Origin of the sequence: Streptomyces sp. NRRL F-4489, assembly GCF_001509485.1 — a bacterium.
Taxonomy (GTDB): Bacteria; Actinomycetota; Actinomycetes; order Streptomycetales; family Streptomycetaceae; genus Streptomyces.
Map to the genome: position 1 here is coordinate 14,239 of NZ_LLZI01000146.1, position 16,353 is coordinate 30,591.

Genomic DNA, 16,353 nt, shown 5'->3' on the forward strand with positions numbered 1-16,353 from the left:
GGGAGCGGTCAGGCCCGGTCGCGGACCGCGCGGGCCAGGATCCGCAGGCCCTCGTCCAGCTCCTCGGGGGTCGTCGTCAGCGCCGGCAGCAGCTTGACGACCTCGCTCTCCGGGCCGGAGGTCTCGATGAGCAGCCCCAGCTCGAACGCGCGCTGCGCGATCTTCCCGGCGAGCGGTTTGTCGGTGCACTCCAGGCCCCACACCAGACCGCGGCCGCGGTACTCGGCGAAGGTGCCGGGGTGCTCCTGGACGATGGCCTTCAGATGCGATTCGACGAGCTCGCCGCGGGCCAGCGTCTGCTTCTCCATCTGGCCGTCGGCCCAGTACGTGTCCAGGGCGGCGGCCGCGGTGACGAAGGCCGGGTTGTTGCCGCGGAAGGTGCCGTTGTGCTCGCCCGGCTCCCAGATGTCCAGCTCCGGCTTGAACAGGGTGAGCGCCATCGGCAGCCCGTAGCCGCTGATGGACTTGGAGACCGTGACGATGTCCGGCACGATGCCCGCCTCCTCGAAGGAGAAGAACGCGCCGGTGCGGCCGCAGCCCATCTGGATGTCGTCGACGATCAGCAGCATGTCCTGGCGCTCGCACAGGGCGGCCAGGGCGCGCAGCCACTCGGCGCGGGCGACGTTGATACCGCCCTCGCCCTGGACGGTCTCCACGATCACCGCGGCCGGCTTGTTCAGGCCCGAGCCCTGGTCCTCCAGCAGCCGCTCGAACCACAGGAAGTCCGGGACCTGGCCGTCGAAGTAGTTGTCGAACGGCATCGGGGTGCCGTGGACCAGCGGGATGCCGGCGCCGGCCCGCTTCATGGAGTTGCCGGTGACCGCGAGCGCGCCCAGCGACATGCCGTGGAAGGCGTTGGTGAAGGAGACGATCGCCTCCCGGCCCTTGACCTTGCGGGCCAGTTTCAGCGCGGCCTCGACCGAGTTGGCGCCGGTCGGGCCCGGGAACATGACCTTGTAGGGCAGGTCGCGGGGGCGCAGGATGATGTTCTGGAACGACTCCAGGAAGGCCCGCTTGGCCGTGGTGGACATGTCCAGGCCGTGCGTGATGCCGTCGCGCTCGAGGTAGTCGAGCAGGGCGCGTTTGAGCACCGGGTTGTTGTGCCCGTAGTTGAGTGATCCGGCGCCGGAGAAGAAGTCCAGGTAGGTGTGGCCGTCCTCGTCGGTGAGGCGGCTGCCCTGCGCGCGGTCGAAGACGGTGGGCCAGCCGCGGCAGTAGCTGCGCACCTCCGACTCGACGGTTTCGAAGACGCTCAGATCAGGCTGGGTGATGGTCACAGCTTGCTCCTGGGAGATGAGTGCGAGGGGGAAGTCCGGTGGACCGGGGACCGTCGGCGTGGTCCCGGTCAGCGCCCGGCGCCGGGCGGCGGCGCGAACGGGCCTATCAGGTGCAGGACCTCCGGCTCGTGGCCCTGCTCGGGGAAGAGCCCGGCGTCGAAGAGCACCTCGCGCCGGACCGGCACTCCGTGCCGTTCGGCGAAGGAGGCGAACAGCCGGTTGGAGGCGGCGTTGCCGGGCGTGATGGTGGTCTCCACGCGGCAGATGCCCAGTTCGCCGCGGGCGCGGGCGGTCAGCCCGTCCAGGAGGGCGGCGGCCAGGCCCCGTCCGCGGTGCCGCTCGTCGACGGCTATCTGCCAGACGACGAGGGTGTCCGGGCGGTCGGGGCGGACGTAGCCGGTGGCGAACGCGGCCGGTTCGCCGGCGCCGTCGCGGGCGACGGCGGAGGTGGCCGCGAAGTCGCGGCACCACAGGAGGTAGCTGTAGGAGGAGTTCAGGTCCAGCGCCTTGGAGTCGCGGGCGATCCGCCAGATCGCGGACCCGTCCTCCACCCGGGGGGTGTCGAGCTTGAATCCCTCCGGCATTTGTCTGATATCGCTTCGGGCACCTGCATGGGCTGCTTGTGCGGCGGTCATGGAAATCAAATTTACCGAGGCGAAAAGCAAATTGCATCGCGGGCAGGGGTTACGTGAGAAGCGGTTCTGTGTTATCACGCGGGGGCGCGCGAGCGCGCGAATCGGCTGCAAAGTATCCCGATTTGACCAGGAAGTTCGGGAGGAAACGGACACGCTGTGTAGTCGGTCACAGCTCGATAACGCTCTTGTGAAGGGCCTGAATTATGAGACCGGACGCTAGCGAAATCTTTGCGTTTGAGGTCCGGGAAAGCGGGCATAAGAATACGGGAAGCTGCGCTTCTGAGGAATTGGGAATTCGCGTGCGGAAGGCGACCCGAGCGGTTCCCCCGAAAACTCGCGCGAACTCCCCGGTAAGCCCCGCTAAGCGCCCCGGCGAAGATATCGGAAGCCCCGTAAGGGCATGCACCGCGCACACGCCGCCGATTCACCGGATAAACCCCGTCCCGGACGTCCTCCGGACGCCCCCGGGCACCATGGCCGGGGCCCGCGCCGCCCGCATACAGTGCGTGCATGACGTCCATGAGCGAAGGTGCGGTGCTGCACCTCAAGGGGAGGGTCCTCGTCGGACCGCACGACGTCCGCGACGAGCTGTGGGTCGTCGGCGGCCGGGTCACCTTCGAGCGCCCGGCCCTGGCACGCGATGCCACGACGGTCACCGGCTGGATCCTGCCGGGCCTGGTCGACGCCCACTGCCACGTCGGCCTCGACGCGCACGGCCCGGTGGACGCCGCCACCAGCGAGAAGCAGGCGCTCACCGACCGCGACGCCGGCACCCTGCTGATCCGGGACGCCGGCTCGCCCTCGGACACCCGCTGGATCGACGACCGCGCCGACCTGCCGCGGATCATCCGGGCCGGCCGCCATATCGCCCGCACCAGGCGCTACATCCGCAACTACGCGCACGAGATCGAGCCGGCCGACCTCGTCGCCTACGTCGCCCAGGAGGCCCGCCGCGGCGACGGCTGGGTCAAGCTCGTCGGCGACTGGATCGACCGCTCGGTCGGAGACCTGGCCGCCTGCTGGCCGCCCGGCGAGGTGGCCGCCGCGATCGCCGAGGCGCACCGGCTCGGCGCCCGGGTCACCGCCCACTGCTTCGCCGAGGAGACCCTCGCGCCGCTGGTCGAGGCCGGGATCGACTGCATCGAGCACGCCACCGGCCTGACCGAGGACACCATCCCGCTCTTCGCCGAGCGGCAGGTGGCCATCGTCCCCACGCTCGTCAACATCGCCACCTTCCCGGACCTCGCGGCCGGCGGCGAGGCGAAGTTCCCGCGCTGGGCGGACCATATGCGCCGGCTGCACGCCCGCCGCTACGACACCGTGCGGGCCGCCTACGACGCCGGCGTCCCGATCTACGCGGGCACCGACGCCGGCGGCTCGCTGCCGCACGGACTGGTCGCCGACGAGGTCGCCGAACTGATGAAGGCCGGCCTGCCCGCCGAGGCGGCGCTGTCCGCGACGACCTGGGGCGCCCGCGAATGGCTCGGCCGCCCCGGCCTCACCGAGGGCGCCCCCGCCGACCTCGTCGTCTACGAGGCCGATCCGCGCGCCGATGTCCGCGTGCTGGCGGCGCCGCGGCTGGTGGTGCTGCGGGGGCGGGTCGTGGGGTGACCTCGCGGCCCGGCCGGGTCTGCCGGGCCCGCCCCGCCCCCGTACGGACGTGGCGGAAAAACACCCCTGTGACGGACGAGCCGGAGCGATTCGAATAAAGCGCCGGAAACCACCCTTTGGAGTGAACTCACCTCGGGTGGCCGCCCGTTCACCCATTGTGCGTACACGATGTGCGGGTCGAGGCCGTCGGTCCGCGTGATGTCCCCCATTGGCGCGGCCGGCGGCTCCATCTCACCGTGGGGGTTCCACACACGTGTCCACCAGTTCCGCCGGCACCACCGGCATGACCGGACGGATCGGCGCCGCCCTGGCCGCCGCCGTCCTGACGGCCGGTCCCGCCGTCGTCCTCGCCGCCGCACCCGCCGCGTACGCCGCCGACGCCAACGACGGCCGTACGCACGGCACTTCGGGAGCGGTGGTGCTGCGCACCGCCCTGGACGTCGGCCTGCTCGACAAGACCCTGGACGTCCCCGTCCGGGCCGTCCTCAACGAGGTCCACGCCCCGGCCTCCGCGCAGAAGACCGCGCTCACCGTCCGCCTGGACGGCATCGACGGCGGACGCCCGGTCAGCCTGCTGCGCGCCGACGCCGCCACCGCCCGGGCCACCGCCGACCGGCACACCACCGAGGGCTACGCCAACCTCGTCCGGGCCACCGTCCGGCTGCCCGGCCTCCCGGGCACCCCGCTGGCCCAGGTCCAGCAGGCCACCGCCCGCGCCGTGTGCACCGCCGGGCAGCGCCCGCGCGCCGAGGCCCAGGTGCTCGGCGACGTCGTGGTGCTGGGCAAGCGCGTGGCGCTGCGCGCGGGCGGCACCACCGAGGTCAAGGTCCCCGGCGTCGGCGACGTCCGGCTCGACCTCTCGCAGCACAGCACCACCGCCACCGGCGCCGCCGCCACCGCGCTGCGCCTGCGGGTCTCGGTCAACCCGCTGAAGCTCAACGTCGCGGAGGTGCACGGCGAGGTCACCCTCGTCCAGGCCACCTGCACCGCACCGCACGGCGGCACCCCGGCCCCCGGCACGCCGAGCCCGTCGCACTCCCCGGCCCCGCCGCACCGGCCCGGCTCGGGCGGCCAGAGCGGCGGCACCCAGGTGAACGACCACGGCGGCGGCCCGCGCCCGGCCACCGACCAGCACCTGGCCGAGACCGGCGGCAGTTCCGCCACGCCGTATCTGGCCGGGGGCGCCGCCCTGCTGGTCGCCGGGGGCGCGGGGGCGCTGGGGTACGCCCGGCACCGCCGTAACGCCGCCGCGAACGGCCGCGGCTGACGGTCCGTCCTGGGGTGTGCCCGGTGCCGCTCGGCCGTACGGCACACCCCAGCCCGCCGGCCCCGGCGTACGCCCCGGGGCCGGCGGGGTCTGTCCTACGGGCCCCTAGCGTTCGCCCGCCCCCGCCAGCACCTCCGCCAGCGCGGCCGTGAAGCGGTCCGTCGTCGCCCGGTCCCGGACGGCCAGGCGGAGCCAGTCCGGGCCGAGGCCCGGGAAGGTGTCGCCGCGGCGGACCGCGAAGCCGCGGGCCCGGAGGGCGGCGCGGACCGCCGCCGCGCCGGGCAGGTGGACGAGCACGAACGGGCCCGCCGCCGGGCCGGCCACCGCCACCTCCGGGAAGGCCGCCAGCCGGGCCAGCAGATGGGCCCGGTCGGCGGCGATCTCCTCGGCCGCGGCGGCCGCCTCGGCCAGCGCCGCCGGCCCGCAGCACGCCTCCGCGGCGGCCAGCGCGGGACTGGACACCGGCCACAGCGGCTGCGCCCGCTCCAGCGCGGCCACGGTCTCCTCGCCGGCCAGTACGTAGCCGATCCGCAGCCCCGCCAGCCCCCAGGTCTTGGTGAGGCTGCGCAGCACCACCAGCCCCGGCAGCTCACCGGCCCGCCCGGCCAGCGACTCGCGCTCCCCGGGCACCGCGTCCATGAACGCCTCGTCCACCACCAGCGTGCGGCCCGGCCGCGCCAGCGCCGCCACCGCGCCCGCCGGATGCAGTACCGACGTGGGGTTGGTGGGGTTGCCGACGACCACCAGATCCGCGTCGTCCGGCACCGCCGCCGGGTCCAGCCGGAAGCCGTCCCCTTCGGTCAGCAGCACCCGCCCGACGTCGTACCCGGCGTCCCGCAGCGCCGCCTCCGGCTCGGTGAACTGCGGGTGCACCACCACCGGCCGCCGGGCCCGGACCGCCCGCGCCAGCAGCACGAACGCCTCCGCGGCGCCCGCCGTCAGCAGCACCCGCCCCTCGGGCAGCCCGTGCCGGACGGCCACCGCCCGGCGCGCCGCCCGGCCGTCCGGATACGCCGCGAGCCCGTCCAGCGACGCGGCGATCCGGGCCTTGAGCCAGGCCGGCGGCGTGCCCGTCCGGACGTTGACCGCCAGGTCCGTCAGCTCCGCCGGATCCGCGCCGCGCACCTCGGCGTCCCCGTGGTGCCGCAGATCCGGCTCCGGTACCCGCACCGTCCCCGTTCCGCTCATGCCCGCTCCCCGGCCGCCACCGGCGCCGCCACCGACCGGTAGCGCTCCCAGACCACCTCGGCCAGCTCCGGCGCCGCCCCGACCGGTTCGGCGACCCCCACCTCGGCGTCCGGGTGGGCCGCCGCCCAGCCCTCGGCCTGCATGCGCAGCCGCTCCAGCAGGTCGCCGGCGAAGAAGAAGTACGGCAGCACGACCGTCCGGGCCGGGCCGGGCGCGCCGGGCGCCGCGGCGGCCAGTATCCGGCACCGGTCCAGCCCGGCCGGTACGTCCGGCGCGGCCAGCGTCACGAACGCGGTCTCCACCGCGGCGAACCCGCGCCCCTCCCACAACAGCCGCGCCGCGCGGGCCACTTCGGCGTTGGCGTGCGGATCGGCCGCGCCCCGCCCGACCAGCAGCACGGTGGTCCGCGCCCGGTCGCCGGGCCGCCGGGCGCCGCCGCCCAGCGCCTCGTCCAGCCGCCGCTCCAGCACCGCCAGCAGCCGCGGATCGGGGCCCGGTTCGGGCGCGCAGCGCGCGGTCAGGCCCGGGTGCGCCGCGGTGGCCGCGGCCAGCGCGTCCGGCAGGGCCTCCGGCAGCGGGCCGGCCGGCGCGAGCAGCAGCGGTACGGCGACGAGGCGGTCCGCGCCGCGCGCGGCCAGTTCACCGACCGCGCCGGACAGCGGCAGCGGCGACGCCGGGGCGCCGAAGAACCCGCCGGCCACCGGCACGTCGGGGTGCCGTTCGGCGAGCCGGCGCACCAGCGCGCGCACGGCGTCCGCGGCCCCTTCGTGACGGGTGCCGTGGCCGGCGACGAGCAGTGCGGGAGGGGAGGTCACGATGTCTCCTAGGGGACCGGTGATGTCGCTGCCGGCGGCCGGGCCGCCGGTATGGGCCGCCCGCCGCCGGGCCGCGCCGGGGCGCGGCGGGCCGGGGGAGGGGACGACGATAGCGGCACCCGCCGCGGGGAGTGCGGGCGCGCCCGCCGTACCGGAGGTAAGGGCGGCGGCGTCCGGCCTGTCCGGTTCCGCCGGGGCCGCCAGCGCGCAGGTCGCCGCGCCCGGCCGCCCCGGCGGCGCGGAGACCCGCTTGCCGGCGACCAGCCGCGCGCCCGGCCCGGCGGCCAGCAGCGCGGCCGCCTCCGCGACGCTCGGGGTGCCCACCGCGGCCCGGACGGCGGCGGACGGCGCCGGGACCCGTACGGCCGCCAGCCGCCCGGCCGGGTACGCCCACAGCGGCACCCCCAACTCCCGTGCGGCGCCCAGGAGTCCGGGCTCACCGGCCTTCGCGGCGACGGTGGCCAGCCCGGCCAGCGCACCGGGCTCCGCGCCCGCCGCCGCCAGCGCCGCGGCGATCAGCTCGACCACCTCCGCCGCCGGCACCCCGCGGCGCGCGCCCACCCCCGCGACCAGCGCCGCCGGGCTCACCGGGCCGGCCGGCTCACCGGGCACCGCCCCCGGCCGGCTCCGGCCGCCGGGCCGCGCCGGCCACCAGCCGGGCCGCCGCGGACGGCTCCGCCGCCCAGTGCAGATGCAGATACGAGGCGTGCACCCCGCCGGACACGAAGCCCTCCACCCCGCGCCGGGGGTGCGTCACGCCCCACGCCGGGGACGGACCCGCGCCCGGCTCCAGCACGGTCCGGTGGAACTCGTGGCCGCGCACCCGGGTCCCGGCCGCCGCCAGCGCGTTGTCCGCCAGCGCCACCGCCTCGCGGTAGCCCAGCGTCAGCCGCTCGGTCATCCGGCCGTCGGCGGGCAGCACCCCGCACATCGGCTTCCCGTCCAGCGAACGGGACAGGTACAGCAGCCCGGCGCACTCGGCGGACACCGGCGCCCCGGACGCCGCCAGCCGGGCCACCTCGGCCCGCAGCGGCGCGTTCGCCGACAGCTCCGGCGCGTACACCTCGGGGAAACCGCCGCCGATCACCAGCCCGCGGGTCCCGGCCGGCAGCCGCTCGTCGCGCAGCGGATCGAACGGCACCACCTCGGCGCCCGCCGCGGCCAGCAGCTCGGCGTGCTCGGCGTAGGTGAAGGTGAACGCGGGCCCGCCGGCCACCGCCACCACCGGCCGCCCGCCGCCCCCGGCCGCCGGCGCCACCGCCGCGGCGGGGTCCCACGGCCGGTCCGGCAGCTCCGGCACGCTCCGGGCCAGCGCCAGCAGCGCTTCCAGATCGCACCCCTCGCGCACCCGCGCGGCCAGCGCCCGTACGGACTCCAGGGCCTCGGCGCGGCGTTCGGCGACCGGCACCAGGCCCAGGTGCCGGGACGGGGTCCGGGCCAGCTCCGTACGGCGCAGCGCGCCGAGGACCGGCACCCCGGAGGACTCCATGGCGTCCCGCAGCAGCTCCTCGTGGCGGTCCGAGCCGACCTTGTTGAGGATCACCCCGGCCAGCCGGACCTCCGGGTCCCAGGAGGCGAAGCCGTGCACCAGCGCGGCCACCGACCGGGACTGCGAGGAGGCGTCCACCACGAGCACCACCGGTGCCCGCAGCAGCTTCGCCACCTGCGCCGTGGAGGCCAGTTCGCCGCGCCCGGAGGCGCCGTCGAACAGCCCCATCACGCCCTCGACCAGCGCCAGGTCCGCGCCCGCCGCCCCGTGCAGGAACAGCGGCGCGATCCGCTCCGGACCGCACAGGAAGGCGTCCAGATTGCGGCCCGGCCGGCCGGTGGCCAGCGCGTGGTAGCCGGGGTCGATGTAGTCCGGCCCCACCTTGTGCGGCGAGACCGTAAGGCCCGCCTCGGCGAACGCCGCCATCAGGCCGGTCGCCACCGTGGTCTTCCCCGCGCCGGACGACGGCGCGGCGATCACCAGCCGGGGCACCCCACCCGTGCTCATCGCGCGCTCTTCCCGTTCACCATCCGCCGTTCACCATCCGCCGTTCACCTGCCGCCGTTCCCGCCGTTCACCACTCGATGCCCCGCTGGCCCTTCTGGCCCGCGTCCATCGGGTGCTTGACCTTCGTCATGTCCGTCACCAGGTCCGCGTAGTCCAGCAGCGGCTGCGGCGCGCCGCGCCCGGTGATGACCACGTGCTGCGCCCCGGGGCGGTCCCGCAGCACCGCGACGACCTCCTCGGCGTCCACCCAGCCCCACTTCAGCGGGTACGCGAACTCGTCCAGCACCAGCAGCTTGTACGTCTCCGCGGCCAGATCCCGCTTGACCTGCTCCCAGCCCTCCCGGGCCGCCTCCTCGTTGCTGAACTGCGAGTCGCGCTGCACCCAGGACCAGCCCTCGCCCATCTTGTGCCAGTCGACCGTGCCGCCCTCCCCGGAGGCGCCGAGCACCTTCAGCGCGCGCTCCTCGCCGACCTTCCACTTCGCCGACTTCACGAACTGGAACACCCCGACCGGCCAGCCCTGGTTCCAGGCGCGCAGCGCCAGACCGAAGGCGGCGGTCGACTTGCCCTTGCCCTCGCCGGTGTGCACCAGCACCAGCGGGCGGTTGCGGCGCTGGCGGGTGGTGAGCCCGTCGTCCGGTACGACGCTCGGCTGTCCCTGCGGCATTACGCGGCCTTCCTGTTGGAGGATCCCGGTCGGTGGGCGGCCCGCCCGGCGCCGCCGCCGGTCCCGGGCCTGCCCTGTACGGTCCGTACGAGCGCGGAGACGCGGTCCGCGCGCAGTTCGTCGAGGGTCACGGCGGTCCCGCGCAGCTCCCGGGCCAGCTCGCCGGCCAGGCCCAGGCGCACCGGGCCCGCCTCGCAGTCCACCACCACCGACGCGGTGCCCGCGGCGGCCAGCAGGGCCGCCGCCCGGTGCGCCCGGACGCGCGGCTCGGGGCCGCCGGTGGCCCGGCCGTCGGTGACGACGACCAGCAGCGGGCGGCGGGACGGGTCCCGCATCCGCTCCACCCGCAGCACCTCCTGGGCCCGCAGCAGCCCCTCCGCCAGCGGCGTCCGGCCGCCGGTCGGCAGCCGCTCCAGCCGGGCCGCGCCGGCCTCCACCGACGAGGTCGGCGGCAGTGCCAGCTCGGCGCCGGAGCCCCGGAAGGTGATCATCCCGATCTTGTCGCGCCGCTGGTACGCGTCGAGCAGCAGCGACAGCACCGCGCCCTTGACGGCGCCCATCCGCTTCCGCGCCGCCATCGACCCGGACGCGTCCACCACGAACAGCACGAGATTGCCCTCGCGCCCCTCGCGCACCGCCTCGCGCAGATCGTCCCGGCGCACCACCAGGCCGGGGCCGCGCCGCCCGCGCGCCTTCTGGTGCGGGGCCGCGGCCTGCACGGTGGCGGCCAGGTGGAGCTTGCCCAGGGCGCCCCGGGGGCGGCGGGCGCCGGTCGTCCGGCCGTGCGCGGTACGGGCCCGGGAGCGGCGGCCGTCGGCGCCCTCGCCGAGACCCGGGACGTCCAGCCGCCGGGTGCGGAACGGCTCACCGGCCGCCACCGCGGGCGCCTCGGCGGCCGCGCCGCCCTCGGGCCGGGACCCGGCCTCGTCCTTCGCGGGCGCCGACTGGGCCTCTTCCTCGCGCTGGTGCGGAACGGGCGGCTCCTGGCGGCCGTCCGCCTGGGGAGCGTCCTCCTGCGGCGGCAGCCCGCCGCCCGGACCGTCCCCGTCCGGCCCGCCGTCCGGGCCCCCGTCCGGGCCCCCGTCCGGACCGTCCGGCTCCGGATCGTCCCCGCCATCCGCCGGGCCGTCCGGCCCGTCCTGGCCCTGCTGCTCCTCCTGGCCCGCGAACTCCTCCAGCGTCCGGTCGAGCAGGTCCTCGTCCAGACCGGGGGCGTCGAACGGCGCCCGGCGGCGGCGGTGCGGCAGCGCCAGCAGCGCCGCCTGCCGCACGTCCTCCTCCCGGACCTCGGTCCGCCCGGCCCACGCGGCCAGCGCGGTGGCGGTGCGCGCCATGACGATGTCCGCGCGCATGCCGTCCACCTCGAACGCCGCGCAGACCGCCGCGATCTGCCGCAGCGCGGTGTCCCCGAGCGCCACCGCGGGCAGCAACTCCCGGGCCGCCGCGATCCGTTCGCGCAGCGCCCGTTCCTCGTCCGCCCAGCGCGCCGCGAAGCCCGCCGGATCGGCGTCGTACGCCAGCCGCCGGCGGACCACCTCGACCCGCCGCGCCGGCTCCCGGGAGGCCGCGACCTCGACCGTCAGCCCGAAGCGGTCCAGCAACTGCGGCCGCAGCTCGCCCTCTTCGGGGTTCATGGTGCCGACGAGCAGGAAGCGGGCGGCGTGCCGCACCGAGACCCCCTCGCGCTCCACGTAGGAGGCGCCCATGGCGGCGGCGTCCAGCAGGAGGTCGACCAGGTGGTCGTGGAGGAGGTTGACCTCGTCCACGTAGAGCACACCGCGGTGCGCGTCGGCCAGCAGGCCCGGCTCGAACGCCTTCACCCCCTCCGACAGCGCCCGTTCGATGTCCAGCGCGCCCACCAGGCGGTCCTCGGACGCGCCGACCGGCAGCTCCACCATCCGCGCCGGCCGCGACTCCGCGGCGGCCGCGCCGTGCGGTCCGTCCGGGCAGCCGGGGTCCGGCGCCTGGGGATCACAGGAGAACCGGCAGCCGGCGACCACGTCCACGGCCGGCATCAGCTCCGCCAGCCCGCGCACCATCGTCGACTTCGCGGTGCCCTTCTCGCCCCGCACCAGCACCCCGCCGATGGCCGGCGAGATGGCGTTCAGCAGCAGTCCCAGCCGCATGTCGTCCATGCCGACGACCGCCGTGAACGGGTACTGCCGGGTCGCGTTCCGCGTCATTGCCATGCCCTGTCGTCCTCCACCTGTCCGGCCGGCTCCTGTCGTCTCCCGCGCCGTGCTCACGGCGCTCCCGGAGGCACGAACGGCAGCCCCTCCGGCACCCCCTTCTCGATCAGCCGCAGCAGCCCGTCCGTGTCCGCGTGTTCCTCGATCAGATCGCCCAGCCGGTCCAGCTGCTCCTCGCGCAGCGCGCCGAAGCGGGTGTCCGGCGCCGGTACGAAGCGGCGCCCGGCCGCCCGCGCCACCTCGCGCAGGAACGCCCGCCGGAACCCGTCGCTCTCCAGCGACCCGTGCCAGTGCGTGCCCCACACGGCGCCCACCCGGCAGCCGTCCAGGAACTCCTCGTCCCCGCCCGCCACTTCGGCGACGCCGTGGTGGATCTCGTACCCCTCCACCGGCTCGCCGAGCGCCGTACCGGACGGCCGGGCGAGGGTCTTCTCCACCGCGAACCGCACCCGGACCGGCAGCAGGCCCAGCCCCTCGACCGTGCCGGCGCGCGACTCGACCTCGTCCTCGATCCGTTCGCCGAGCATCTGGAAGCCGCCGCAGATGCCGAGCACCGGGCGGCCCTCGGCGGCCCGCCGGGCCACCGCGTCCGCCAGGCCGCGCGCCCGCAGCCACTCCAGGGCCCGGACCGTGCCCCGGGTGCCCGGCAGCACGACGAGATCCGCGTCGGCCAGCTCCTCGGGCCGGTCCACGAACCGCACCACCACGCCCGGTTCGGCGGCCAGCGCGTCCACGTCGGTGAAGTTGGACATCAGCGGGACGGCGCAGACCGCGACCCGGAGGATGTCCTCGCCGGCCGGCGGCGCCACCACCGACTCGCGGACCGCCCCGCGCAGCGACACGTTCAGCCCGTCCTCCTCGTCGATGCCCAGCCCGTGGGCGTACGGCAGCACGCCGAAGGTCTGCCGCCCGGTGAGCGAGCGCAGCATCTCCAGACCGGGCTCCAGCAGCGTGACATCGCCGCGGAACTTGTTGACGAGGTACCCGGCGAGCAGGCCCTGGTCCTCGGCGGACAGCAGCGCGGTGGTCCCGAAGAACGACGCGAAGACGCCGCCGCGGTCGATGTCGCCGACCACCACGACCGGGAGGCGGGCGGCCCGGGCCAGGCCCATGTTGACGATGTCGGTGCGGCGCAGATTGATCTCGGCGGGGGAGCCGGCGCCCTCGCAGATCACCGCGTCATGGGTGCGCCGCAGCTCCGCCAGGCAGTCGGTGACGGTGCCGAGCAACTGCTCCTGCCGCCCCTGGTGGTAGCCGCGCGCACTCAGCTCGCCCACCGGCTTGCCGAGCAGCACCACCTGGCTGGAGCGGTCGCTGCCCGGCTTGAGCAGGACCGGGTTCATCAGCGCGGTCGGCTCGATCCGGGCCGCGGCGGCCTGCATCGCCTGCGCCCGGCCGATCTCCGCGCCCTCCCGGGTCACGAAGGAGTTCAGCGACATGTTCTGCGCCTTGAACGGCGCCACCGAGACGCCCTGGCGCACCAGCCAGCGGCAGATGCCGGCGGTCACCACGCTCTTGCCGGCGTCGGACGTCGTCCCGGCGACCAGCAGCCCGCCGCCCTGGGGTCCGCCGCCCACTTGGCCGTTCACCTGTTGCCCGTTCACCGGGGTGTCCTCCCGCTCTCGCTCCCGCGCCGCAGCGCGCCCGCCGCCAGCCGTCCGGCGACCGTGGCCCCGAGGGCCAGCAGCCCCACCCGCCGGGAGAGCCGCACCGCCCGCTCGATGTCGGGCACCGCCGGCGGCCGCGCCCCGCCGTTGAGCACCGGCCGGTGCTCCACCCGCCCGCCGTACGCCAGCGTGCCGCCCAGCCGGACGCCCAGCGCCCCGGCGAACGACGCCTCCACCGGGCCCGCGTTCGGGCTCGGGTGGGACGGGCCGTCCGCCCGCCAGGCCCGCAGCGCACCGCGCCGGTCCGGGCCCGCCAGTACGGTCAGCGCCGCGGTCAGCCGGGAGCCGGGCCAGCCGGCGACATCGTCCAGGCGGGCCGCCGCCCAGCCGAACCGCCGGTAGCGCGGCGACTTGTGACCGACCATCGCGTCCAGGGTGTTCACCGCGCGGAACGCCACCAGGCCGGGCACGCCGCCCAGCGCGCCCCACACCAGGGCGCCGACCACCGCGTCGGAGGTGTTCTCGGCGACCGACTCCACCACCGCGCGGGCCATCTGCGGCCCGTCCAGCGCCTGCGGATCGCGGCCGCACAGATGCGGCAGGCGGGCCCGCGCCGCCGCCAGGTCGTCCGCGGCCAGTGCCGCGCCCACGGTCCGGGCCTCCCGGCCCAGCGAGGTGCCGCCCAGGACCGCCCAGACCGCCGCCGCGGTCAGCGCCGTGCGGGCGCCCGGCCGGTGGCGTACGGCGCGCTCCAGCGCCCAGGCGCCGGCGGCCGCGCCGCCCGCGCACAGCGCCGTGTGGAGGGCACCACAGCCGCGGTGGTCGCGCCACAGGCGGCGTTCGGCGGCGGCCGCGGCCCGGCCGAACGCGGCCACCGGATGGCCGCGCCGGGGGTCCGCCGCGATCAGGTCACCGAGGAAGCCGAGGGCCGCGCCGCACGCATATCCCGCGTGTTCGCCGCGCATCGGTCAGGCCGCCGTCCGCCCCCGAAGGGACCCTGCGGCAGCGGGCAGTGGGGCTCTCGACGGGCAGCCGGGCATGGTGGTATGTCCTCACTCAGGGTCCGCGCCCTGGCTCGACGTGACGGCGACCAGAGTCTCCTGGCTCCCGGATCGGCGCCGCCCCCTGGCCTTCCCGCCCGTAGCGCGTACGGGCCGTGGCCCTCTTTCGGAGGGGCGCTCCCCGGTGACAGTGGCGGGACCGCGCCGGATTCGCACCGGACTTCCTCTGCTGTCGCCGATTGGCCCCGGCAGTCCACCACGGTCCGCGAAGGCCCGTCAACTCGCCCTTGACCTGCGACGCTGCCCCGCCGCCCGCCCTGTGTCCGACACCACAGGCCGCCGCTGCGCGGACGGGGCGCCCGGGGGAGCGGCCGCAGCCGCGCCCACCGGACGCCCCGTCCGCCGCCGGATCCGCCGGCGCGGGTGCTCAGGTGGCGACGATGAGGTAGATCCCGTACGCCACCGCCGCCGCGCAGAGCGCGAAGGCCACCAGGGCCCCGGCGCGCGCCCCGGCGCCCGGCGCCGTCGTGGCCGCCGCCTCGCCGTCCGCGGCCGGCTTGCGGGAGGTGCCGACGATGCCGACGGTGAACAGGCCCACGATCCCGACCGTCACCGCGAGGCTGACGCCGAAGACCTGGCCGAGAGCTGCCCAGTCGATGTGCATGAAGGAGTCCTTGGGGTCCGTGGAAGGGGTGGCCGGGCCGTCAGGGGGCGGTGGCCGGAGCGGGCCGGGCGGCGGCCGCCACGGCGTCGGAGGCGGTCAGCGCGTCGGAAGCGGACGGGGTGTCCACGGCCCGTACGGCCGCGGCGACCGGGCCGGCCGGGGGCGGGGAGACGGTCTGCAGCGCGGTGGTGACGACACCGGCCGGCTCGGCCGCCGGGCCCTCGTTGACGTTGGTGTGGTCCACCGGCTTGCGCCGGGACGCCGCCCAGATGCCGCCGCAGACCGCCAGGGCCAGGACGGCGACCGCCGCCACGCCCCAGGTGCCCTGGTCGGCGAGGAACGCCGCGCCGGCCGAGACCAGACCGGCGGCCGGCAGCGTCAGCCCCCAGGCCGCGACCATCCGCCCGGCCGTGGACCAGCGCACCACCCCGCCCTTGCGGCCCAGGCCCGAGCCCATCACCGAGCCGGAGCAGACCTGGGTGGTGGAGAGCGCGAAGCCGAGGTGCGAGGAGGCCAGGATGGTGGCCGCGGCGCCGGTCTGGGCGGCGAAGCCCTGCGGCGGCTGGATGTCGGTGATGCCCTTGCCCATGGTGCGGATGATCCGCCAGCCGCCGAGGTACGTGCCGAGCGCGATGGCCAGGCCCGCGGAGGCGATCACCCACATCGGCGGGTCGGAGTGCGGGGCGATGACCCCGCCGGTGATCAGCGCGAGGGTGATCACGCCCATCGTCTTCTGCGCGTCGTTGGTGCCGTGGGCCAGCGAGACCAGCGCGGCCGAGGCGATCTGCCCGGCACGGTAGCCCTTGGCGGTGTCGGCCTCGGCCCGGCCGCGCGCCAGCCGGTAGGTGAGGCGGGTCGCCGCCATCGCGGCCAGACCGGCCACGAACGGCGCGGCCACCGCGGGGATGAGGACCTTCATCACGACGGCCTCGCCGTGCACGCCGCCGGTGCCCACGGACACCAGCGTCGCGCCGATCAGACCACCGAAGAGGGCGTGGGAGGAGCTGGAGGGGAGGCCGGCGAGCCAGGTCAGGAGGTTCCACACGATGGCCCCGACCAGGCCGGCGAAGATCACTTCGGGCCGGATGCCGGCGCTTTCGTCGATGATGCCGCCGGAGATGGTCTTGGCCACCTCAACGGAGAGGAACGCCCCGACGAGATTGAGTCCCGCCGACATCGCCACCGCGGCCTTGGGTCGCAGAGCCCCGGTGGAGATGGTGGTGGCCATTGCGTTGGCCGTGTCGTGGAAGCCGTTCGTAAAGTCGAACACCAAGGCCGTGACGATCACGATCCCGATGAGAAGCGTGATGTGTTCCATTCACCCAGGCAATCCGTTCGATGGTCAGTGTCGTCGGGACCGTACGGACGGCGGGTGAACGGGAGGTGAACTGGGCCGGGCGCCGCGGTGACACCCCCGCAGGGTTCACGCGGAGGTG

At 76.0% G+C, this 16,353-nt stretch carries 12 protein-coding genes, 2 pseudogenes and 1 riboswitch; of the genes and pseudogenes, 2 read left to right on the top strand and 12 right to left on the bottom strand.

Annotated features, from left to right (window positions below):
* Positions 1-8: 8 nt before the first annotated feature.
* Together ectB and ectA are read right to left on the bottom strand one after the other, a co-directional pair.
* Positions 9-1,277 carry a diaminobutyrate--2-oxoglutarate transaminase gene (gene ectB / locus ADL22_RS13460; RefSeq protein ID WP_066977742.1) on the bottom strand — a complete coding sequence of 423 codons (1,269 nt, stop codon included), beginning with the start codon at positions 1,275-1,277 and terminating at the stop codon, positions 9-11.
* 68 nt (positions 1,278-1,345) lie between these two features.
* On the bottom strand, positions 1,346-1,861 hold the full coding sequence (ectA, locus tag ADL22_RS13465) for a diaminobutyrate acetyltransferase (protein ID WP_066977745.1): 516 nt from the start codon (positions 1,859-1,861) through the stop codon (positions 1,346-1,348).
* Positions 1,862-2,431: 570 nt separating this feature from the next.
* Between ectA and ADL22_RS13470 the strand changes: the two genes are divergently transcribed.
* Together ADL22_RS13470 and ADL22_RS13475 are read left to right on the top strand one after the other, a co-directional pair.
* Positions 2,432-3,523 carry an amidohydrolase family protein gene (locus ADL22_RS13470; RefSeq protein ID WP_107116293.1) on the top strand — a complete coding sequence of 364 codons (1,092 nt, stop codon included), beginning with the start codon at positions 2,432-2,434 and terminating at the stop codon, positions 3,521-3,523.
* A 253-nt stretch (positions 3,524-3,776) separates the two neighbouring features.
* A complete protein-coding gene (locus tag ADL22_RS13475) occupies positions 3,777-4,790 on the top strand; it encodes an SCO1860 family LAETG-anchored protein (protein WP_079064099.1) in 1,014 nt (337 codons plus the stop codon).
* Between the two features lie 105 nt (positions 4,791-4,895).
* Here ADL22_RS13475 and cobC read toward each other — a convergent pair whose 3' ends face one another.
* The 10 genes and pseudogenes from cobC to ADL22_RS13520 form a co-directional block, all read right to left on the bottom strand.
* Positions 4,896-5,978, bottom strand: a complete 1,083-nt coding sequence (gene cobC / locus ADL22_RS13480) for an Rv2231c family pyridoxal phosphate-dependent protein CobC (RefSeq protein WP_066977751.1) — start codon at positions 5,976-5,978, stop codon at positions 4,896-4,898.
* A 35-nt stretch (positions 5,979-6,013) separates the two neighbouring features.
* Positions 6,014-6,796: pseudogene (locus ADL22_RS35730) on the bottom strand (sirohydrochlorin chelatase); the annotation flags it as partial.
* Between the two features lie 255 nt (positions 6,797-7,051).
* Positions 7,052-7,405 (bottom strand): annotated as a pseudogene (locus tag ADL22_RS35735) (cobalamin biosynthesis protein); the annotation flags it as partial.
* Positions 7,395-8,789, bottom strand: a complete 1,395-nt coding sequence (locus ADL22_RS13490) for a cobyrinate a,c-diamide synthase (RefSeq protein WP_066977753.1) — start codon at positions 8,787-8,789, stop codon at positions 7,395-7,397. The pseudogene ADL22_RS35735 and the gene ADL22_RS13490, both read right to left, overlap by 11 nt.
* A 67-nt stretch (positions 8,790-8,856) precedes the next feature.
* On the bottom strand, positions 8,857-9,456 hold the full coding sequence (gene cobO / locus ADL22_RS13495; RefSeq protein ID WP_066977756.1) for a cob(I)yrinic acid a,c-diamide adenosyltransferase: 600 nt from the start codon (positions 9,454-9,456) through the stop codon (positions 8,857-8,859).
* On the bottom strand, positions 9,456-11,645 hold the full coding sequence (locus ADL22_RS13500) for a putative cobaltochelatase (protein ID WP_234430683.1): 2,190 nt from the start codon (positions 11,643-11,645) through the stop codon (positions 9,456-9,458). Before ADL22_RS13500 ends, cobO begins: the two co-directional genes overlap by 1 nt.
* A 53-nt stretch (positions 11,646-11,698) precedes the next feature.
* A complete protein-coding gene (locus tag ADL22_RS13505) occupies positions 11,699-13,234 on the bottom strand; it encodes a cobyric acid synthase (RefSeq protein WP_107116295.1) in 1,536 nt (511 codons plus the stop codon).
* 11 nt (positions 13,235-13,245) lie between these two features.
* On the bottom strand, positions 13,246-14,217 hold the full coding sequence (locus tag ADL22_RS13510; RefSeq protein ID WP_066977764.1) for a cobalamin biosynthesis protein: 972 nt from the start codon (positions 14,215-14,217) through the stop codon (positions 13,246-13,248).
* A 128-nt stretch (positions 14,218-14,345) separates the two neighbouring features.
* A riboswitch (cobalamin riboswitch) is annotated at positions 14,346-14,481 on the bottom strand.
* A gap of 199 nt (positions 14,482-14,680) precedes the next feature.
* The gene (locus tag ADL22_RS13515) at positions 14,681-14,917 is read right to left on the bottom strand and encodes a hypothetical protein (RefSeq protein ID WP_066977766.1); all 237 of its coding nucleotides are present in this window, start codon (positions 14,915-14,917) and stop codon (positions 14,681-14,683) included.
* A gap of 40 nt (positions 14,918-14,957) precedes the next feature.
* Positions 14,958-16,235, bottom strand: a complete 1,278-nt coding sequence (locus ADL22_RS13520; RefSeq protein WP_066977769.1) for an inorganic phosphate transporter — start codon at positions 16,233-16,235, stop codon at positions 14,958-14,960.
* Positions 16,236-16,353 lie beyond the last annotated feature (118 nt).